The organism is Listeria weihenstephanensis, from assembly GCF_003534205.1.
Lineage (GTDB): Bacteria > Bacillota > Bacilli > Lactobacillales > Listeriaceae > Listeria_A > Listeria_A weihenstephanensis.
In genome coordinates this window covers 2,829,558-2,849,581 of record NZ_CP011102.1, presented here as the reverse complement: position 1 = coordinate 2,849,581, position 20,024 = coordinate 2,829,558, and the positions used below count along the sequence as shown (strand labels likewise).

The 20,024-nt window shown below is 44.5% G+C and carries 20 protein-coding genes; 9 read left to right on the top strand and 11 right to left on the bottom strand.

The window, feature by feature from the left end; all coding sequences use genetic code 11:
• The first annotated feature begins 2 nt into the window (after positions 1-2).
• Genes UE46_RS13765 through UE46_RS13735 form a run of 7 tightly spaced genes read left to right on the top strand, consistent with a single transcriptional unit; the run spans position 3 to position 8,025 of the window.
• Positions 3-1,274, top strand: a complete 1,272-nt coding sequence (locus tag UE46_RS13765; protein ID WP_036059926.1) for a nucleotide sugar dehydrogenase — start codon at positions 3-5, stop codon at positions 1,272-1,274.
• A 1-nt stretch (position 1,275) separates the two neighbouring features.
• Positions 1,276-2,439, top strand: coding sequence for a glycosyltransferase family 4 protein (locus tag UE46_RS13760; protein WP_051492853.1), 1,164 nt, complete (start codon positions 1,276-1,278; stop codon positions 2,437-2,439).
• The gene (locus tag UE46_RS13755) at positions 2,417-3,025 is read left to right on the top strand and encodes a sugar transferase (RefSeq protein ID WP_118907711.1); all 609 of its coding nucleotides are present in this window, start codon (positions 2,417-2,419) and stop codon (positions 3,023-3,025) included. Before UE46_RS13760 ends, UE46_RS13755 begins: the two co-directional genes overlap by 23 nt.
• Positions 3,018-4,166 carry a DegT/DnrJ/EryC1/StrS family aminotransferase gene (locus UE46_RS13750; protein WP_036059927.1) on the top strand — a complete coding sequence of 383 codons (1,149 nt, stop codon included), beginning with the start codon at positions 3,018-3,020 and terminating at the stop codon, positions 4,164-4,166. The genes UE46_RS13755 and UE46_RS13750 overlap by 8 nt, the downstream gene beginning before the upstream one ends.
• Positions 4,167-4,188: 22 nt before the next feature.
• Positions 4,189-5,619 (top strand): hypothetical protein, encoded by a 1,431-nt coding sequence (locus UE46_RS13745; protein ID WP_036059928.1) that lies wholly within the window; start codon positions 4,189-4,191, stop codon positions 5,617-5,619.
• A complete protein-coding gene (locus UE46_RS13740) occupies positions 5,612-6,139 on the top strand; it encodes an acyltransferase (protein WP_036059929.1) in 528 nt (175 codons plus the stop codon). The genes UE46_RS13745 and UE46_RS13740 overlap by 8 nt, the downstream gene beginning before the upstream one ends.
• Before the next feature lie 14 nt (positions 6,140-6,153).
• Positions 6,154-8,025 (top strand): NeuD/PglB/VioB family sugar acetyltransferase, encoded by a 1,872-nt coding sequence (locus tag UE46_RS13735; RefSeq protein WP_233230939.1) that lies wholly within the window; start codon positions 6,154-6,156, stop codon positions 8,023-8,025.
• A gap of 41 nt (positions 8,026-8,066) precedes the next feature.
• Here the strand turns inward: UE46_RS13735 and gdhA are convergent, their stop codons facing one another.
• Positions 8,067-9,437 (bottom strand): NADP-specific glutamate dehydrogenase, encoded by a 1,371-nt coding sequence (gene gdhA, locus UE46_RS13730; RefSeq protein ID WP_036059931.1) that lies wholly within the window; start codon positions 9,435-9,437, stop codon positions 8,067-8,069.
• Between the two features lie 273 nt (positions 9,438-9,710).
• Between gdhA and UE46_RS13725 the strand changes: the two genes are divergently transcribed.
• Complete coding sequence (locus UE46_RS13725; protein WP_118907709.1) at positions 9,711-10,496, top strand: 2OG-Fe dioxygenase family protein; 786 nt, start codon at positions 9,711-9,713, stop codon at positions 10,494-10,496.
• A 35-nt stretch (positions 10,497-10,531) separates the two neighbouring features.
• Entirely contained in the window at positions 10,532-10,858 is a 327-nt protein-coding gene (locus UE46_RS13720; protein WP_036059932.1) for a helix-turn-helix domain-containing protein, read from the top strand.
• 1,557 nt (positions 10,859-12,415) lie between these two features.
• Here UE46_RS13720 and hisC read toward each other — a convergent pair.
• Genes hisC through hisZ form a run of 10 tightly spaced genes read right to left on the bottom strand, consistent with a single transcriptional unit; the run spans position 12,416 to position 19,894 of the window.
• Entirely contained in the window at positions 12,416-13,498 is a 1,083-nt protein-coding gene (gene hisC, locus UE46_RS13715) for a histidinol-phosphate transaminase (RefSeq protein ID WP_036059935.1), read from the bottom strand.
• Between the two features lie 12 nt (positions 13,499-13,510).
• A complete protein-coding gene (gene hisE / locus UE46_RS13710) occupies positions 13,511-13,825 on the bottom strand; it encodes a phosphoribosyl-ATP diphosphatase (RefSeq protein WP_036059979.1) in 315 nt (104 codons plus the stop codon).
• A gap of 2 nt (positions 13,826-13,827) precedes the next feature.
• A complete protein-coding gene (hisI, locus tag UE46_RS13705; protein ID WP_036059936.1) occupies positions 13,828-14,148 on the bottom strand; it encodes a phosphoribosyl-AMP cyclohydrolase in 321 nt (106 codons plus the stop codon).
• Entirely contained in the window at positions 14,145-14,906 is a 762-nt protein-coding gene (gene hisF / locus UE46_RS13700; RefSeq protein WP_036059938.1) for an imidazole glycerol phosphate synthase subunit HisF, read from the bottom strand. Before hisF ends, hisI begins: the two co-directional genes overlap by 4 nt.
• Positions 14,896-15,621, bottom strand: a complete 726-nt coding sequence (gene hisA, locus UE46_RS13695; protein WP_036059939.1) for a 1-(5-phosphoribosyl)-5-[(5-phosphoribosylamino)methylideneamino]imidazole-4-carboxamide isomerase — start codon at positions 15,619-15,621, stop codon at positions 14,896-14,898. The genes hisF and hisA overlap by 11 nt, the downstream gene beginning before the upstream one ends.
• Entirely contained in the window at positions 15,600-16,220 is a 621-nt protein-coding gene (hisH, locus tag UE46_RS13690) for an imidazole glycerol phosphate synthase subunit HisH (protein WP_036059940.1), read from the bottom strand. The genes hisA and hisH overlap by 22 nt, the downstream gene beginning before the upstream one ends.
• Entirely contained in the window at positions 16,221-16,805 is a 585-nt protein-coding gene (hisB, locus tag UE46_RS13685; protein ID WP_036059941.1) for an imidazoleglycerol-phosphate dehydratase HisB, read from the bottom strand.
• Positions 16,792-18,090 (bottom strand): histidinol dehydrogenase, encoded by a 1,299-nt coding sequence (gene hisD, locus UE46_RS13680; protein ID WP_036059942.1) that lies wholly within the window; start codon positions 18,088-18,090, stop codon positions 16,792-16,794. The genes hisB and hisD overlap by 14 nt, the downstream gene beginning before the upstream one ends.
• Positions 18,087-18,725 (bottom strand): ATP phosphoribosyltransferase, encoded by a 639-nt coding sequence (gene hisG, locus UE46_RS13675; protein WP_036059943.1) that lies wholly within the window; start codon positions 18,723-18,725, stop codon positions 18,087-18,089. The genes hisD and hisG overlap by 4 nt, the downstream gene beginning before the upstream one ends.
• Entirely contained in the window at positions 18,722-19,894 is a 1,173-nt protein-coding gene (hisZ, locus tag UE46_RS13670) for an ATP phosphoribosyltransferase regulatory subunit (protein WP_036059946.1), read from the bottom strand. Before hisZ ends, hisG begins: the two co-directional genes overlap by 4 nt.
• Positions 19,895-20,024 lie beyond the last annotated feature (130 nt).

Genomic DNA, 20,024 nt, shown 5'->3' with positions numbered 1-20,024 from the left:
TAATGGCTAGGAAAATTGCAGTCGTAGGTCTAGGCTATGTCGGCTTACCAGTAGCGGTAGCCTTCGGACAAAAGGAAAACGTCGTCGGATTCGATATTAATCAAGAGCGTATCCAAGCCCTTCAAAATAATAGTGATATGACAAAAGAAGTAACGACGGAAAACCTGAAACAAGCAAGGATTGACTTTACGTCAGATGCAACGAAATTACAGGCATGCGATTTTATTATTGTCGCTGTACCAACCCCGATTACCAACGATAAACAACCGAATTTAGCGCCGTTAATTAGTGTCTCCAAGACCATTGGCGAGAATTTAACAGCGGGAACGATTGTCGTGTATGAATCGACAGTGTACCCCGGCGTGACCGAAGAAGAATGTGTGCCAGTCCTCGAAAAATACGCCCAATTAAAAGCAGGTCAAGACTTTTATGTAGGCTATTCCCCAGAACGAATTAACCCCGGTGATAAGAAGAACACCTTTTCCTCTATTAACAAAATTGTATCTGGTCAAACAGAAGCGGTAACAGAAATTATTTATGAGACGTATAAGTCGGTGATTCAGGCGGATGTCTATAAAGCAAGCAGTATCAAGGTAGCGGAAGCCGCGAAAGTGATTGAGAATACGCAACGAGATCTAAATATCGCACTCATGAACGAATTTGCGATGATATTTGATCGGTTAGAAATTGATACGTCCGAAGTGTTAGCCGCAGCGAAAACGAAGTGGAATTTCCTACCCTTCGCACCAGGTCTTGTTGGTGGGCATTGTATCAGCGTCGATCCTTATTATCTAACACACAAGGCGCAGATGCTTGGCTACGATCCACATATGATTTTAGCTGGTCGCCGAATTAATGATGGTATGAGCCATTTTATCGTGTCTGCTCTCATCAAAAAAATGATTGCCGCTGATTTACCAATAAAAAATAGCGTGGTGACGATTCTAGGGGTGACTTTTAAAGAGAATGTTCCTGATATGAGGAACTCCAAAGTGATGGATATTATCGCGGAATTAAAGCAATTTGGCATCGAGGTTCAACTTTCAGATACAGAATTGGCGGCGGAAGGAACGAAGCTTGACGATGAACTCGTAGCTTTTACGGAGTTGAAACCAAGTCACGCGGTTATTATGGCAGTGCCACACGCCGAGTATCTAACAGCTGGTTGGGAAGGCCTAGCCGATTTAGTCACGCCAGGCGGGATTTTCATGGATGTGAAAGGTGCGTTAAATAGCGCGGAAAAACCAAGTCATATCGACTACTGGAGACTATAATATGGCCAAATTACTCATGGGCGTGACGTCATCGATCAGCCTCCAACTTCTCCGAGGACAGCTAGAATACTTTAGCAAACAAGGCTACGACATCCATTTGATTTGTTCGCCGAGTGGAGAGATAGATCGGATGCTACCGGAGAATATCACGGTGCACAACGTACGAATGACGCGCGAAATAGCACCATTTTCCGATTTGCTCTCCTTGCTCCGAATCATCATGATTTATTTAAAAGTGAGACCAGACATCACCAACGTATCCACACCAAAAGCCAGCTTACTGTGCATGATAGCAGCATTTCTGACACGTACACCGATGCGAATTTACTCGGTGATTGGACTAAGATTTGAGACGTGTACAGGGAAAAAACGAAAGCTACTACACTTTATTGAAAAATTAGTATGCAAACTGAGCACGACATGCCTTGCAGTTAGCTCTAGTTTGAAGGAAGTTTTGGTGGAAGAACGGCTAGCACCGCGAGAGAAAATTCACGTGTTGGGATCTGGGAGTTATAACGGCCTAGATTTAGCAGAATTTCAGTTAGACGTGGTGGAGGTAGCGCATCTGAAGAAACAATACTCGCCAGATAATCGGCGCAAGGTCATTGGTTATGTAGGACGGTTGACGAAAGACAAAGGCATTGATGATTTGGTGGCGGCTTTCACGGAACTTTCTGAGGAACACGAGAATCTTAAGCTACTCTTAGTTGGTGATTTTGAAGAGGGTGATATGGTTTCGCCACTAACGGAAAAGCGCATCGAGGAGCATCCAGATATCATCAAAACCGGATTTGTCCCTAAAACAGCTTCTTATTACCGCTTGATGGACGTGTTTATTTTACCGACTTATCGTGAGGGCTTTGGAAATGTCATTTTAGAGGCAGCTGCGGCTAATGTGCCTGTTATTACAACGAATGTGACGGGAGCAAAAGACGCGATTATCCCGAATGAAACGGGACTACTAGTTGAGGCGGGTCATGTAGCGGATATGAAAAAAGCGCTGATGACGTTACTTGAAGATACCGATTTGGCCGACAAGTTTAGTAGAAACGGGCGCATGCGAGTGGGTAGAGAATTTAGATCTGAAATTATTTGGCACCAGTTAGATAGTGTGTACAGAGAAACGGAGGTCGATAAGCAAGATGTATATGAAATGGAAAAATAATATGGATCGGTGCCTGGCCATCGTGATGTTATTGTTACTAGCGCCATTGTTACTAGTCATCGCCGTACTCGTATGGGTGAAATTAGACAGGAAAATTATCTTTTCGCAAGAACGCGTAGGTTTGCACGAAAAGATTTTCAAGATATATAAGTTTAAAACAATGACAGATGAACGGGACGCGGAAGGTCAGTTGTTACCGGATAACGAACGGCTTCATCCATTTGGTAACACATTACGGAAGTTGAGTTTGGACGAGTTGCCACAATTAATTAATGTGATCAAGGGCGATATGAATTTTATCGGACCACGACCATTGCTAAAAGAATACCTCGCTTTTTACTCAGAGGAAGAGAAGAAACGTCACGATACGAAGCCAGGTCTCAGCGGTTGGGCGCAAGTGAACGGACGCAATAGTATCAGCTGGCAGGAGAAGTTTCAATTAGACCTCTATTATGTCGAAAATCAGTCACTTAAACTAGATATGCGCATCTACAAAAAAACGATTTTGAAAGTGATTCGTCGAGAAAATGTGAATACGTCAGAGCAAGTGACGATGGAAAGGTTGGACGAGATTAAACATGCTTAAAACAAAAAAGATGATTCCCTTAGCAGTACCTCACATGAGTGGTATGGAAGAAAAATATATTCAGAAGGCTTTTCAGGAAAATTGGATTGCGCCATTGGGCTCGAATGTAGACGGCTTTGAAGCAAGTATCGCATCGTATAATCATGTTTCCGAGGCGGCGGTTGTTTCTTCTGGAACGGCAGCCATTCATTTAGCGCTTCAACTTTTAAATGTTGGTGCGGGCGATACGGTATTTTGCTCTACTTTTACATTTGTCGCCAGCATTAACCCAGCGTTGTATCTTGGCGCGAAACCGGTATTTATCGATTCGGAGGAAGAGACTTGGTGCATGTCCCCATTTGCTCTCAAAACAGCACTAGAAGACGCGCGACAAAAGAAGCAACTGCCAAAAGCAATCATCGTTGTGCATATTTACGGGCAATCAGCTCAAATGGACGAAATCATCGCTTTGGCTAACGAATACGGTGTTCCTATTGTAGAAGATGCGGCGGAGGCACTTGGCGGCACGTATCGAAATGCTCCGCTTGGAACGCTTGGCGACCTTGGTATTTTCTCTTTTAATGGGAATAAAATCATTACGACATCGGGTGGCGGTGCTTTAGTCGCTAAGCAACCGGAGAAAATCGCAGAAGCTCGTTTTTTAGCTAGCCAGTCGAAAGAGGATGCGCCGTATTATTTACATCACCAAGTTGGTTATAATTATCGTTTGAGTAACGTGCTTGCTGGGATTGGAATCGCGCAAATGGACGTTTTGAATGATCGGGTGGCTAAAAAACAGGAGATATTTGCAGCGTATGAGTCAGGATTAACGGATGTTCCGAGTGTTGTCATGATGCCGGAATTGGATGATGCAACAGGAAATCGGTGGCTTTCGACCATGACTTTCTGTGTGGACGAGGTTGGGAAAACACCGGAAATGGTGATGGAGTTATTGAGGGGCAAGGGAATCGATAGTCGCTTATTATGGAAGCCGATGCATCAGCAACCACTTTTCCAAGATGCGCCGTTTTATGCAGATGAAGCAGGAGATGTGGCGACAAAGTTGTACGAGACAGGGTTATGCCTTCCGTCCAGTACGCAGATGACGCAAGAAGAACAGGAATATGTAATCGAAGCAGTGAAGAATATTCTCAGCAAATAATTTGAAGGATGTATGAATAAATATGCCAATAAAAATTCCTAAACAATTCTACGTTATAGCAGTAAATGTAATCATGCTCGGCATTGGTGGTTTTGTCACTTTCTATGTGGCAGGAAATATCAATGCAAGTGGTTATGAGCGACTCTATTTATTACCATTGACGTTCACAATTTGTTTCTTGCTAGTCTTTTCGAGAGCCTTATTTCAGCGGTTCAAAGTGTTTCTCATTGTTTTTACGGGAATTGGATTTGCTAGATTTGTCGTGTTGCCTTATTTTATCGTGTTCAATGATTATTATGGAGGCAGATCACCGGAACCGCCGCTTGCAAGCTCGATGGAAACGGCGATTTATTTAATGGTGTATGAGCTTATTGTCGTGACGATTGTCATCGGAATACTGGATTACTTCCAAAATAAGAAATACAAACCGAGAAATACGCAGCAACCATTTGATGAAACGAAAAGTTATTTTGGCTATGCTGTATTTATCGTCGTGGCTATTGTTGCGGCGCTGGGAATACCAAATGTCATTTCATCGATTAGCTTCTTTATTCCAAAACCTGATTTGGTGGATGTGATGGAAGATAGTAATGTGATGGTGATGCTCGGCGGTTATATGTTTATTTTAGCGAAGCAGCTTGTGTTCATTATGGTTACGTGGTGGGCGCATAAGAGGCATCGGGCAACGAGTCAGTTACTCTATGTGTGGATTGCGATAGGTGCTTTATTTGCTAATATTGGAATATTTATCGGTACGAATCGTTCAGATATTGTGTTAGTTGCGATTGTTAGTTTAGTGACATTTCGATTGTTGTTTCCGAAGTATTTCAAACTTGTGGTTCTTCTTGTCGTCGGAATGCTCGTTGGAATTCTTTTGATTATGAGTACGGTGCGAAATATTGCCTCGATATCGGGTGGTACGAGTGGGGTTACGGATTTCACGGATAATTTACAAGTGTATTTTGGCGGACCATATAATGTGGCGATGGCGCTTGAAACGAAGCTGATTTATCCAGAAGCGCAAAATTGGAGTGTGCTGTTTTTCGATATTTTCAGACCGATGATCGGGGTTAATATGTTGGTGAAAGATTTGCCGTTTGAGTATTCGAATATTTTCTTTAATCAACGTTATTTTTATTCGGATCATGCGACGCAAATTTTGCCAATGATCGGGCAAGGGAACTTGTTTTTCGGTTATTTATTGTCGCCGTTGCTGTCTGTTTTAGTGGTTTGTCTCGCTTATTTCATTCAATCCAAAATTGATCAGACGCGTTCGATCGAGATGTTTTATTTTCTGACCTTAGTTTGTACGCGAATGGGGATGTTGATGGGGCAGAATACGATGAATATTATCAATGATTTGAGTTATAACTTGGCGCTGTTTTTAATTGTGTACTATGTGAATCGCAAAATTGTTTACAAGAAACGTTTAGGAGATGTTCATTATGAATAAGAAAAAACTATTTTTCCGATATGTTTTGCCAATGCACGGTATTCAATTATTGACTGCGTGGATGCCTAATACAGATATCACGACGAAAATTCGTGGTCGGTTGATGCGTCCGTTTTTCAAGCAGTGTGGGTCTAATTTTCGGATCGGGTCGCGGGTTATTATTAATCGTCCGGACCTCATTAGTATTAGCGATGATGTGTATATTGCGCACCAATGTTATTTGAACGGTACGGGCGGGTTGAAGATTGAGCGCAATGTTTCCGTTGGGCCGATGTGTGTGATTGTGACGTCGAAACACGTGTATGAAAATGGTGCGGTTTCCATGGATTCCAAGCCGGATGGTGTCGTCATTGGAAAAGGTTCGTGGCTCGCAAGTCATGCGGTGATTAATGCGGGAGTTACGGTGGCAGAAGGTACAACTGTTGGGGCCAACGCGGTAGTAACGAAGAATTTTGAGCCACATACGATTATTGGTGGCGTGCCAGCTCGCGTGATTCGCACGCAGGAAATAGCGCTATGAGTTTCGCTTCAAATATGTTCAATAATGCATTCTTCCTGACCTTTGTTAAAAAGGGGTTCGTTGTTTTTAATGGCATCATTAGTTTGATGCTGGTAGCGAGATACTTTGGACCTGCGATGCGCGGGGAATATATGTTCATCGTCAATGTTGTGATTGTCGGGACGACGATTCTGAATTTAGGTATTTCGCTCATTTATCCGCATTTTAGAAAACAAGATAAGCGTGCGAAAAACCTTTTTGTGAGCTATTCTTTCCTCCAGTTTTTCCTGTATTTGATTATTTCTATGCTTATTCTGATCTTCACAAAAGATATGATTGTAGGTCTAAGCGCATTGCTGATTAGTGTGAATGTGTTGAATTTGCAAGTGACGCAGATTAATCTAGTGGAAAATTTGAAGCAGCAGTCGGTGATTATTATTATCTCGTCGCTTATCAATACGGCATTGATTACCCTCGCTTTTTTTATGACGAGTGAAAATTTGTACCTGATTTTGATTATTTTCGGATTGAAAAGTTATGTATCGATGGTTTTATCTTTAATGTCGCTATGGGATAAGGATTTCAAGTTCACGATTGTTCCGGTGAAATATAAGAAGATGACAGCGCTGGCCTTTCTGCCGTTGTTAACCTCTTTTTTGATCGCGATTAATTACCAAGCAGATATTATTATTTTGAAAATGATGTCTGTGGATTTTTATCATATTGGGTTGTATAGCACGGGTGTGGCACTTGCGGAGTATTCGTGGATGATTCCGGATATTTTTAAAGAGGTCATGTTTCATCATAATGCACGAAAAGATGATATTAAACGGATGACATTTTCGATTCGGTTAGGTTTCACGGCGGTTGTTCTCGTTGCGATTATGGTGATTATTCTTGGAAAACCGATATTAGGATTATTATTTGGCTCCGATTTTGTAGCGGCGTATCCGATTGTTGTATTGATGTTTTTGGCGGTGCCTTTTATGGTCTATACGAAAATTATTGGGACGCTGTTTTCGGCAAATGGTGGATGGCGCTTTTACTTCATCACATTGCTCATTAGCGTGCTACTGAATATCGGCTTGAACGTGGCGCTCATTCCATCGTTTCATATTTATGGTTCTGCGTTTGCTTCTGTGGTTTCGTATGCTTTTTGTGGCATGACCATGCTGGTTTGGTTTAAGCGGAAATATAAAGTACCGTTTCGTGATGTATTGTTTATGAAATGGGGGGATATACGGAAGGTGGCACCATTTTTATTTAGAAAAAAAGCATCGTCGGTGGCATCACTCATTATTATTGGCGACGGCGGGCATAGTAAAATGGTTCAGAATATCGTTCGGGAGAGTGGGACATATCGGCTGACCGAGGTATGGGATGATAAGTATCGTGAATCCGTGGCGCAAGAAGGGATTCTCTACACAGCAGTGGACGAAAAATTGCAGAGCTTGACGCAAATGGATGCCGATATTGTCTTTTTTGTAGCGATTGGTGATAATGAGATTCGGAAAAAAATCGCTCGAACGTTGGCTTTGGCTGGGAAAAAATTTGCGGTTATTGTTCATCCGACTGCGTTTATCGAAGCAACAGTGGAAATCGGCGAGGGTAGCTTGGTGATGGCAGGATCGATTGTTCAGGCGAATACGGTGCTCGGAAAACATGTTATTGTAAACAGCGGTGCTACTGTGGAACATGATATTTCGGTTGGGAATTTTGTTCATTTTGCTCCGGGGAGTGTTGTGACAGGCGGATGCACGGTGGAAGATAACGTATTGATTGGTGCCGGGAGTGTCGTGGTGCCAAATATCAGTATCGGCGCGAATGCCGTTGTTGGTGCAGGAAGTACATTGACGCGTCATATCGAGGCGAATACATTAGAATATAGTAGAAAAAAGACCGAATAGTGAGGGAAAAGTCGCCCGTCATTATTCGGTCTTTAAGTCGTTTAAATAATACCTTCTGTCAACATGCTATCGGCAACTTTGAGGAAGCCTGCGATGTTAGAACCAACTACAAGATTTCCAGCTTTATCGTACGCGTTTGCTGTGGCGCTAGCGTTTTTGTAGATATTTTTCATGATCGATTTCAAGTGAGAATCAACTTCTTCAAAAGTCCAGCTCATCCGGATGCTGTTTTGAGCCATTTCTAGCGCTGATACGGCAACTCCGCCAGCATTTGCAGCTTTGGCAGGTCCGAATAATACGTTATTATCTTGGAAAATTGCCACGGCATCGAGTGTAGACGGCATGTTTGCGCCTTCTGCTACAGCGATAACGCCATTTTGAACGAGTACAGTTGCTTGATCGGCATTGATTTCATTTTGTGTCGCACATGGTAAAGCAATGTCGCATGGTAGAGACCAGATATCACCATTTGCAACGAATGATGCATTTGGATGATGTTTGGTGTATTCGCTGATGCGTTTGCGTTCTTGTTCTTTTAATTGTTTGACGGTTGCGACGTTGATGCCGTTTTCGTCTAGGACATAGCCACTTGAATCGCTACATGCAATAACGGTTGCGCCAAGTTCGTGGGCTTTTTCGATGGCATAAATCGCGACGTTACCTGATCCCGAAACAACGACTTTCTTGCCTCGCAGGGAATCGCCTTTGTCCTGTAACATTTCTTGTGTGAAGTAGACCACGCCGTAACCTGTGGCTTCGGTACGTGTTAAACTTCCGCCGTAATTGAGGCCTTTACCTGTTAATGTACCGGCATCGAAGGCGTTTAGGCGTTTGTATTGGCCAAATAGGAAGCCGATTTCGCGGGCGCCGACACCAATATCACCTGCTGGAACGTCGGTATTTGGACCGATGTATTTCTGTAATTCGGACATGAAGCTTTGGCAGAAACGCATGACTTCGTTGTCTGTTTTGCCTTTAGGATCAAAGTCGGAACCACCTTTACCGCCACCGATTGGCAAGCCAGTTAAGGAGTTTTTAAAGATTTGCTCGAATCCAAGAAATTTGACGATGCTGCCGTTTACGGATGGATGGAAACGAAGTCCGCCTTTATATGGACCGATAGCGCTATTGAACTGTACGCGGAAACCACGGTTGACCTTGACATTGCCGTTATCGTCTACCCAAGGAACGCGGAATGTAATTAGTCTTTCTGGCTCGGTCAATCTTTCTAGAATTCCAGCTGCCTCGTATTTAGGCTCTTTCGCTAAAACTGGCACTAAAGATTGTAAAAATTCTTCGACCGCTTGATGAAATTCACTCTCGGAAGGATTGCGTTTTTTCACGGTTTCAAAGATACGTGCTGTGTAATCTTGTGCTGCTTCAACTTCTTTTGTTAATGTGGGTTGTACCATATTAAATCGCTCCTCATGGGTATAATTTTAAGTGAGAATAAACGTATCATGCAATGGAATATTGGTCTTCGCGTTTCTTCTTATTTTTCAGGATTTGTTAGTTCTGAAATTTCACTTATAATGTTAGTTTACATGAAATACGTCAAGGATACAAGGTAAAAAAACAATTTTTCTGATTTTTTCAATAAGATGCGCAATTTAAAAACGCTTTCTTTGGATGCTGCTGGAATGTTACAATAAAAGTGAGATCTGAAAAGAAATGAGGAATGTTTTGTGTATAAGAATGAAATGTTAGAAAAAGGCTTTATTCGGTTTGATGCTGGGGCGGATATTGGCCATTTATATAGTAAGGATGAGGCGTGGATCGCCGAGCAATTTGCTGAGATTGAGCGCGCTTTTGAGGATTTGCCAGTGGATGCTTATGCTAGTGGGCTTCATCGTTATCGCCGTTTTTCGCGTGCGGTTATTTTGCCGTGGACGGAGCAAGTGGAGTGGTTGCCCGCGATGGTGAATGCAGATGGGGAAGAGGTTGCGGAGTATTTTCAAGGGGTGTTTAATCCGGAGTTTAAGGATGCGTACCGTAGTTTTCCGATGTTGCAACAGGAGATGCTTGAAAATGAGCTTTTGAAGCGGATAATTCAGTTTGATTTTGCGCAGACGTATTGGGATGAGCGGGATATGGTGATGCCGGTGAATGTGGGTGTGCATTTTGTGAAGTTGAAGGTGGAGCGTGATGGGGACGAGGCGGTTTCGTCGCCGAATTGTTTGCATCGAGACGGGGAGCCGTTTACGTTTGCGCATTTAGTGAGGCGCCAGAATGTTATTGGTGGAGAGAATGTGATTGCGACGGTGGATGATGTGGATCAGTTCCCAGAAGATATCGATGCGGGGCATATTTTCGCAGATTTTGCGTTGACTAAAAGCTTGGAGTCTTACGGGGTTGCGGATGTGGCGGTGAGCCATTATGTGAGCGCGGTTCGTAAGGGTGCAGGCGATGAGGCGGGAGAGCGGTCGATGATTTTGATTGATTATCAGCCAACTGTTGTGAAGCCGCTTTGATTTGATGACAACATGAAAAGGGAGCGTAAGCAGATATGAAAAATAAACATGCGTGGATTATTGGGATTTGTATTCTTGTTGCTGGAATGATGATCGGTGGTGGCCAATCTGATTCAGAGGATAATTTGGATCAGTTAGGGCTTATGGATGATGGCGCGTCTATTGGCGTTAGTTTAGTGGATACAGATACGCAAATGCTTTTTGAAGAAGATGTTGCTTCCTATTTAGGCGTGACGGAAGAAGCTATGGCAATGTTAATGGAGAAAGGCGCTTTACCGTCGATCAAAATTGGTGACGATGTCTATTATCCTAAAGAGAGTCTGGATAAGTGGGTAGAGGAGAATGTTGGAAAGTCGTTTTAGCTTGATTATAAAATAAGGGAAGTGTGCAGCTATGAATCGTTTTTTTGCGTCAAAATGGAATCTTATCTTGCTAACAGTGTTGTGGTCGTTACTTTTCATTGTAAATTTAGCGAGTTATTTTAATACTAAGTCAGAGTTAATGCTTCTTGCTGTTGGCGTTGCAGGGATTGGATTGGTTTTGAATTTTGTTGTTTATTTTTTGAGAAAGAGGAATAAATAGGTAATTAAGAATCGCATTTTGGGTAAGATCTAAATTTTGCTACCAACAAATCGAACGCTTGTCGCCGGATTATATCGCATATCATCAAGACAAAAAAAACACATGCGGGGGATATATTTTGGAGTGTCCAGATATATGTCTGATGTATCCGAATCTCTTAATCAAGGATTTATGTGGAGTAAAAATTTGCAACAGTGGATATAAAAAAATAATTTTTAGTGACAAAAATGTGAAAAAGAGGAGAAATTGAATATTAATTTATGAATTAGATAAGATAGAACAGGCCTCTTGTGTTATCCTATCATTAGTAACGATTAGTGAATAGGCTTCATAGAGGAAGTACGAGAAACTTATAGAGTAGGATTTGCTATAAAAATTTGATGGATAGAAACTAGATTATACTGGTCTAGCTATTTTTTTAGTTTCAGCGATAGATTGTATTAGCATGATTAGTGAGTTATCCGGTTCATAGCCGTTTTATTTATGTTACAAAAAATCAAATGAAGAGGCGGGCGAGCTTTTTTGAAAAAAACACTAATATACTCTTTACTTATTTTAGTTTGCATCTGTTTTATGTTTCTTATAATTTTCTTTCAATCTCTGTTCATGCCTATATTTATTGAAAAGGTGCCTTTATTCTACCGGATTATCTTGGCTCTATTGGTTTTAGTAGTAGGGGCAGGAGCTATAATTAAAATGGTTAAAGTCAGAAGGGCATATTTTAGGAATATGGACTAATAATTTTTATTATGTATTTACAACGATAACCGCATTTGATGTAGTATTGGCAAATGAGGCATAAAAAGCGATAAGTACTCGAGCAAGATAGCTCTATTGCAGGGAATCAAATATGTATTTAATGCTGTTAGAAAAAGAAGTAATCAATATGTAAGCCTGGCTAAAGTAATAAAACACTTTAAGGGAATTGGGATTTTGCCTCATAATCTCGACAAAAAAGCACATGCGGGGGAGCGCATGTGCTAGGGATATATTTTGGAGTGTGTGGTGGCACCGATATAAAAAGGGATATCAGGGAAATTTTATGATATAGGATTATTCGCCATATAGAGCAAAGCGAGTCATGCTCGTCCATATTGAATAGGTTATGAGTTTTCTTTTGAAGCGTGTATTAGACTTTAAAAGAAAGCTTATTTATCGTTACCACCACGCATCTTGGGGAAAAGATGGTTTGCTCCGATAAAGTAAGTATAGCTCGAAATAGAAACTTAAAACATCGCTTTGGCTTACATTTTTCATCGTTAATGTGACAGTTTTGTCAGGTTAGTAATTTAGATGAGAATGTGATGAGAGTGGGGTTAGAGATGTGTTAAAACGGGTTATTTTTCATCTAAAATGGATGCTAGGGCTTGGATGCATTCGCGGTTTTCTATTTCAGATCCGATGGTGATTCGTAGCCAATTTGGTTTTAGTCCGGCGCGCACAATGTAGCCTTTTTGGAGTAGTTGGTTGAAAAGTTCGGTGGCGTCGCGCTGGGTGTCGAAAAAGATGAAGTTGGCGTCGGATTTGTAGTAGGCTAGGCCGCGCGTGTCTAAGAAGTCGTACCATTGCTTTAGGCCTTCGGTGTTGGACGTGACGCATTTTTCGACGAAGGTTTGGTCGGCGAGTGCGGCGGTTGCGGCGGATTGGGCGATGGATGATGTATTGAACGGGAGCCGCACGATGTTGAGAGGCTCTTTTAGGGCGTCTGGGATGATCGCGTATCCGATGCGCAAGCCTGCTAAGCCGTAAATTTTGGAGAAGGTGCGCATGATGATGAGATTTGGAAATTGGTCTAGGAGCGCGAATGTGTCTGGGTATTCTGCGGTTGTGGCGTATTCGAAATAGGCTTCGTCGCTGATTACGAGGACGTCTTTGGGCACGGATTCGAGTAGAGTTAGGACTTCTTGTTGGGTGGAGATGGTGCCTGTCGGGTTGTTTGGGTTGCAGAGCCAGATGATTTTTGTACGCGGATTGACGGCGCTTGCCATGGCGATGAGGTCGGATTTTCCGGTTGTCTCATCGACTGGGATGCGCTGCGTTTCGGCGCCTTCGATTGTGGCATGAAGGGAGTATTGGGAGAAGGTCGGCGCGGCTTCGATGATGTTGTCACCGGGTTCTAGGATGGCGCGCGAGATGATTTGGATAACGTCATCGAGGCCGGAACCGAGCAGGATATTATCTGTCGCGACGCCGTGAAAAGTGGCGATGTTTTCGCGCAAAATTCGGCCGGCACCGTCGGGATAGTAGGATAGGTCCATCGTGCCTTCCTTGAGGATTCGCGTGACGGCTTTTGATGTGCCGAACGGGTTTTCATTGGATGCTAGTTTTGTGATTTTTTTGAGTCCGAGTTCGCGGCGGACTTCTTCTAGTGGCTTGCCTGGTTTATAGGCGGATAGGGTGTTTAGCGATGATTTTACCATGTGTGAGCCTCCTTATAATTCGTCGATTGGCTTGCGGTCTTTCGTGACGCTGATTTTGCCTTCGCGTTTTTCGAGTTCGCGTGCGATGTCGTCGGGTGTTAGGCCTTTCTCTGCCAGCAAAACGAGGACGTGGTAGGTCAGGTCGGCGAGCTCGGATGTGAGTTCCGCGTTGTCGTTATTTTTCGCAGCGATGACTACCTCAGTTGTCTCTTCGCCCACTTTTTTCAAAATTTTATCGAGTCCGCGGTCGAATAGATAGTTGGTGTAGGAGCCTTCTTTTGGCGTGGTTTTGCGGTCGTTGATTTGATTGTAAAGTTCGGTTAGAATCGTCATTTTTCGGTCACTTCCTTTTCTAGATTGAAGAAACAGCTGTGCGCGCCAGTGTGGCAGGCGGCTCCGATTTGGTCGACGCGGATCAGGAGTGTGTCGTTGTCGCAGTCGGAGCGGATTTCTTTGACGTGTTGAAAATGGCCAGATGTCGCGCCTTTATTCCAGAGTTCGTTACGAGAACGGGAGAAAAACCAAGTCGTGTTCGTGTCGAGCGTCTTCTGGTAGCTTTCGGCGTTCATATAGGCAAGCATGAGGACATCGCCAGTCGTGTCTTCCACGATAATCGCGGGGATGAGGCCTTTGGAAAAGTTGAGTGTCATGGCCGAATCGCAACTCCTTTCTCTTGCAAAATTTGTTTGACTTCTGGAATCGTCATTTCGCCGTAATGGAAAATCGAAGCGGCAAGTGCGGCGTCAGCGCCTGTTTTGGCGAATACTTCTGCCATGTGATCGGCGTTTCCGCAACCGCCTGATGCGATGACGGGAACGGAGACAGCTTTACAAATCGCGTCGGTGAGTGCGATATCGTAACCGTCTTTGGTACCGTCGCCGTCCATGCTCGTTAGCAGGATTTCGCCGGCGCCGAGTGAGACGGCTTTTTTTGCCCATTGGATGGCGTCAAGACCAGTGTCCTCACGCCCGCCGCGACTGTAAACGTGCCAAGAATCATCTTCCGCGTGAAATTTGGCATCGATGGCAACAACGATGCATTGATTGCCGAATTTGGCAGCGCCTTCCGCGATTAAATCGGGATTTTTGAGAGCCGCAGAATTCAGTGAAATTTTATCCGCGCCAGCTTGAAGTAAGGCTTTCATGTTCGCGACGGAATGGATGCCACCGCCGACAGTCAGCGGGATGAAGACTTGTTCTGCAGTGCGTTCGACGACATCGATCATCGTGCGGCGTTCTTCATGGGTTGCGGTGATATCAAGGAAAACGAGCTCGTCCGCGCCAGCTTCATTGTAGGCTTTGGCGATTTCGACAGGATCACCAACATCGGTTAGCGATACGAAATTGATGCCTTTTACGACGCGTCCATCCGTCACGTCTAGGCATGGAATGATTCGTTTAGTCAGCAAGATTCTCCACCTCCGTAATTTCTGCCATCGAAATATTGCCGTTATACAAAGCTTTACCGCAGATTGCACCGTATAAACCGAGCTCGGAAAGTTGCACCAAATCCTGTTTATTACTCACGCCACCAGATGCGATAATATCAACACTTACCGCCTTTTGCAAAGCTTGAAGTTGCTCCAAATTCGGACCTTCGAGCGTACCATCTTTTGCGATATCCGTAAAAATAATCGTTTGAACGCCGCTTTTTTCGACTTCTTTTGCGAACGTCAAGTAATCCGTAGCGCTCACGTCAAGCCAACCAGACGTTGCAACAAAGCCATTTTTCGCGTCAATTCCGACCGCAATTTTATCACCATAAAGCTTCACCGCGTCACGAACTAAATCAGGGTTTTCCAGTGCTGCCGAGCCGATAATAACACGATCGATACCAGCGTCTTCGAGATAAAACGTGATTTGTTTCATCGTTCGAATGCCGCCACCAACTTGGACGGGGAGTCCAGCGGCTTTTTTCATGGCACGAATCACGTCTAGATTAATCGGTTTTCCTTCAAGCGCCCCATCCAAATCAACAATATGTAAATAGGTTGCGCCTTGTTCACTAAACGCCGTGGCTTGGGCGATGGGGTCAGGGTTTACAACGGTTTCCTGTGCGAAGTCGCCTTGATATAGCCGCACACAACGACCGTTTTTCAAATCTATTGCTGGGAAGATGCGCATGTGATTACCTCCTTAAATCCTTGTAAAATTTCGAGTCCTGCTTGTCCACTTTTTTCAGGGTGAAACTGGGCGCCATATACGTTCTCATTGGCGATAATACCGGGAATTTCCACAGAATAATCACTGGACGCCATCACGTACTTAGCATCGCAAACCGCGTAATAAGAATGCACGTAATACACAAAATTACCATCCTGATCCCGCGTTAACGGCGAGTCCTGCTTCACTTCCAACTGATTCCAGCCCATATGTGGAATTTTCGCTGTGTCTGGCAGCAATTTCGCGTGACCCGGAATGAGTCCAAGTCCCTGCGTATAGCCAAATTCTTCACTAGAATCAAGCAATAATTGCATTCCGAGACAAACCCCAAGTAGCGGTTTTCCGTGCGCGACAGCCTCTTGCAGAACAGCAATTAAATCGCGTTCTTCGAGTGCCGCCATCGCTTGCGGAAACGCACCAACACCCGGCAAAATAATGCCATCTGCCTCCAAAATCGTCTTTTTCACAGCCGTTATCGTATTTTCAATCCCGATAAAATCGAGCGCCTTGCTCACACTTTTCGTATTGCCAGCGTCATAATCAATAATCGCAATCTGCATTTACAGCACACCTTTCGTCGAGTTGACCCCTTGAATATCAGGATTTACCGTGATCGCTTGACGCAGAGCACGCCCAAACGCCTTAAACAGTGCCTCAATTTTGTGATGCGTATTTTTGCCGTAAAGCACGCGACAATGCAGGTTCATCGCTGCATTAAACGCCACCGCTTGAAAGAATTCCTCGACCAATTCCGTATCGAAATCACCAAGTTTCGGATTATCAAACGAAGCATCAAAAACGAGGTACGAACGCCCGCTGAGATCAAGCGCCACAAAGCCAAGTGACTCATCCATCGGCACATATTCCGAACCATAACGATTAATCCCAGCTTTATCGCCAAGAGCTTCCTTCAAACATTGGCCGAGCACAATCCCGACATCTTCCGCCGTGTGGTGCGAATCGACATCCAGATCCCCAATCGCCTCACAAACAAATCCAATCCGACTATGCCTCGCAAATAAAGTCAACATGTGATCAAGAAAGCCAACCCCAGTGTTAATCTCGCATTTCTCCGGCTGATCCAAATAAACCTCCATTTTAATCGATGTTTCCGCGGTTTTCCGTTCTATTTTAGCTGTTCTCATCTTCGTCATCCTCCTCAAATCGAATTTCGATAGCGCGAGCGTGCGCCGTCAAGCCTTCCTTTTCAGCGAGCAGTACAATCGCATCTTTTTCCTTCGCCAGCGCGTCTTTTGTGTAAGAAATAAACGAGGTACGTTTGCAGAAATCAGCGACACCGAGCGGGGAGAAGAATCGCGCCGTTCCACTCGTCGGCAACACGTGATTCGGTCCTGCAAAATAGTCACCAAGCGGTTCGGAGGCATAAGCGCCCAAGAAAACCGAGCCAGCATTTTTAACATAACTCAGATAATCCATCGGGTTCTCCAACTGGATTTCGAGATGCTCCGGCGCAATCTCATTCATAATATCGAACGCGATTTCCACAGATTCAGCAACAATCACCTGACCAAAATTGGTAATCGAAGCCCGAGCAATCTCCTCGCGCGGCAGGGTTGGAAGCTGCTTTTCCACTTCGGAAGCAACGGCTTGACCAAACGCTTCACTCGTCGTAATGAGAATCGCGCGCGCCAACGTATCATGCTCCGCTTGCGACAATAAATCCGCAGCAACAAAACGAGGATTCGCCGTGGCGTCCGCGACCACGACAACCTCCGAAGGCCCGGCAATCATATCGATATCCACGATGCCAAACACTTCCCGTTTCGCTAGCGCCACAAAAATATTACCCGGTCCAACAATCTTATCTACTTTTGGAATCGATTCAGTCCCGAACGCGAGAGCAGCAACGGCTTGCGCGCCCCCGATTTGATACACTTCATCCGCACCCGCAATTTTCGCAGCAGCTAGAATATACGGATTCAAGCCATCTTTTCCAGGCGGTGTCACCATAATAATCCGCGGAACCCCAGCAATTTTGGCAGGTAAAATGTTCATCAATACGGAAGAAGGATAAGCGGCCGTACCACCGGGAACATAAATCCCAGCCGTTTCAAGCGGACGAACGAGCTGACCGCGCATCACGCCGTGTTTCTCCGTGTCCACAAATCCAGACTGCTTCTGCTTTTGGTGGTAAGACAGGATATTCACCTTCGCCTGTTCCAACGCCTTGATAAAATCAGCTTCCACGTGATCCAAAGCATTGTCCAGCAAACTTTGCGCCACTCTAAAATCCGTTAATCGAACCCCGTCAAATTGCTCCGTCAGTCTAAAAAGCGCCGCGTCACCATTCGCTTTCACATCCTCGATAATCACTTTGACAGAAGCCTCGGTCTCGACTTGCGTATCCGCACTCGTCGCGCTATGTAATTGCTCCAATATCGCCTCTTTATCCCCAGAAATAAACCTCATTTCGCGTCCTCCTCAAGCGTGCTCTCCAACAAATCAATTAATTCAAAAATTTGCGCTTTATTCCGTTTCAGCGACGCCTTATTCACGATGAGCCGCGCCGAAATATCGTACATTGTATCAAAAATAACCAATCCGTTCTCACGTAGCGTCGATCCCGTTTCTACAATATCAATAATCGCATCGGCAAGTCCCAGAATCGGTGCCATCTCAACCGACCCTTCAATTTTGATAATCTCGACATCCTCGCCACGTTCGCGAAAATATTTCGTCGCCACCGTCGGGTATTTCGTCGCGATAATTTTGCGCCTATAATCACTAGGATCGTAGCTGGGCGTCGACGCAAGGCAGAACTGACACCGCCCAATTTTCAAATCCAGCATCTCGTAATGCTCCTTATCCTGCTCCATCAGCACGTCTTTCCCAACAATCCCGATATCCGCAACACCATGCTTCACATACGTCGTCACGTCCGGCGCCTTCGCCAAAATAAACGAATACGGCGCGTCCTCACTCTTAAAAATAAGCTTCCGACTCTTCTCATGTAGCATCGTACAATCCACACCAGCCTGCTCAAAAAGTGCTACCGCCGACTTCTCCAAGCGTCCTTTCGTCAAGGCAATTTGCAGTGATTTCATGTCAAAACCTCCTTTTCTGGATCAATCTCGCGCACCGTATGATCGCTCACATCAATGATTCGACTAAATTGCCATTTCTTCGCAAAGGCAACGCTCTCCGACAACTGATCGAAAAAACTAAGCGAACTGTTTGGCGTCTTAGCCAGAATTTCTTCCGCCAGATGCATCGTTTCAAGCGAATAATGAATAAACGTTTTCGCGTCCGGCTTGTCTTCTTTCAACGACCGCCGTTTCAGTGACACAATCTCATCCAAATTCAGCGCTAACCCAACAGCAGGCCAATTATCCTCCCCAAACTCAGCGAAAAGCGAATCGTACCGACCACCGCTCAAAAAATGAACCGCCGACATATCCGCATAACCACGGAAAATCGCGCCCGTATAATAATGAAGCTCCTGCACCAAGCCAATATCCACCGACAAATGCTCCGGCACATCCACGACCTCAATAATCGTCTCCATCTGCGCCAATGCCTCCAAAATAACGACATTGTCCGTCAACGCCTGCGCCTCCCGAATCGTGTCCACCGAACCAAACAAGCGCGGCAATGCCAAAATAAAATCATCCATCACACTCGGATGGCTTTCCACAAACGCCCGAATCCCAAACAAACTCTTATTCTGCAACACTTGGCGAAAAGCTTCCTCGTCGCTACCTTGCAAATCCAGCGTCTGAATCACAGCCTGATAAATCGCCGCGTGCCCAATCTCAATTTGGAAATCACTAATCCCCAGCTGCTTCAAAACCACAATCGCACTCGTAATGCACTCAATCTCCGCTTTAATAGAAGCAAACCCGATAATTTCAATCCCAGCCTGCGTCATTTCATTGCGTTCCCCAGCCAATTCCTCATTCGCCCGAAACACCTTACCGCTATACGAAAGCTTGAGCGGCGGCGTCACACCTGTCGTACTAATCACCCGACCAATCGGCGACGTCATATCTGGCCGCAAAACTGTCAAACGCCCCTTTTTATCGAAAAAACGGTACAGATTTACATCATTAATCGCCGAGAAAACATCATCAAATTCGATGACAGGCGTTTCAATTCTCTGATATCCGCGCGCATGAAACGACCGATTCACCAGATGTTCCATATCATAAGCCGCCGCCGCTTCTTTAAAAAGTTTATCTCTGGTTCCAGTAGGTAAATTTCGATTCCATTTCATATTTCTGAGCTCCTTTTTACGTTAACTTTATTGTATTACCATATTAGCAGGTTAAAGCGTTTTTGTAAATATAAAAGGAAGAATATCTCCAGTATACCAATAAGTTCATAGAATATTCTAGAAATAAGCG

Coding starts and splice junctions, on each gene's coding strand:
- UE46_RS13765 (WP_036059926.1), top strand. CDS start 3: ATGGCTAGGAAAATTGCAGTCGTAGGTCTAGGCTATGTCGGCTTACCA.
- UE46_RS13760 (WP_051492853.1), top strand. CDS start 1,276: ATGGCCAAATTACTCATGGGCGTGACGTCATCGATCAGCCTCCAACTT.
- UE46_RS13755 (WP_118907711.1), top strand. CDS start 2,417: ATGTATATGAAATGGAAAAATAATATGGATCGGTGCCTGGCCATCGTG.
- UE46_RS13750 (WP_036059927.1), top strand. CDS start 3,018: ATGCTTAAAACAAAAAAGATGATTCCCTTAGCAGTACCTCACATGAGT.
- UE46_RS13745 (WP_036059928.1), top strand. CDS start 4,189: ATGCCAATAAAAATTCCTAAACAATTCTACGTTATAGCAGTAAATGTA.
- UE46_RS13740 (WP_036059929.1), top strand. CDS start 5,612: ATGAATAAGAAAAAACTATTTTTCCGATATGTTTTGCCAATGCACGGT.
- UE46_RS13735 (WP_233230939.1), top strand. CDS start 6,154: ATGTTCAATAATGCATTCTTCCTGACCTTTGTTAAAAAGGGGTTCGTT.
- gdhA (WP_036059931.1), bottom strand. CDS start 9,437: ATGGTACAACCCACATTAACAAAAGAAGTTGAAGCAGCACAAGATTAC.
- UE46_RS13720 (WP_036059932.1), top strand. CDS start 10,532: ATGAAAAATAAACATGCGTGGATTATTGGGATTTGTATTCTTGTTGCT.
- hisC (WP_036059935.1), bottom strand. CDS start 13,498: ATGGTAAAATCATCGCTAAACACCCTATCCGCCTATAAACCAGGCAAG.
- hisI (WP_036059936.1), bottom strand. CDS start 14,148: ATGACACTCAACTTTTCCAAAGGCCTCATCCCCGCGATTATCGTGGAA.
- hisA (WP_036059939.1), bottom strand. CDS start 15,621: ATGCGCATCTTCCCAGCAATAGATTTGAAAAACGGTCGTTGTGTGCGG.
- hisH (WP_036059940.1), bottom strand. CDS start 16,220: ATGCAGATTGCGATTATTGATTATGACGCTGGCAATACGAAAAGTGTG.
- hisB (WP_036059941.1), bottom strand. CDS start 16,805: ATGAGAACAGCTAAAATAGAACGGAAAACCGCGGAAACATCGATTAAA.
- hisD (WP_036059942.1), bottom strand. CDS start 18,090: ATGAGGTTTATTTCTGGGGATAAAGAGGCGATATTGGAGCAATTACAT.
- hisG (WP_036059943.1), bottom strand. CDS start 18,725: ATGAAATCACTGCAAATTGCCTTGACGAAAGGACGCTTGGAGAAGTCG.
- hisZ (WP_036059946.1), bottom strand. CDS start 19,894: ATGAAATGGAATCGAAATTTACCTACTGGAACCAGAGATAAACTTTTT.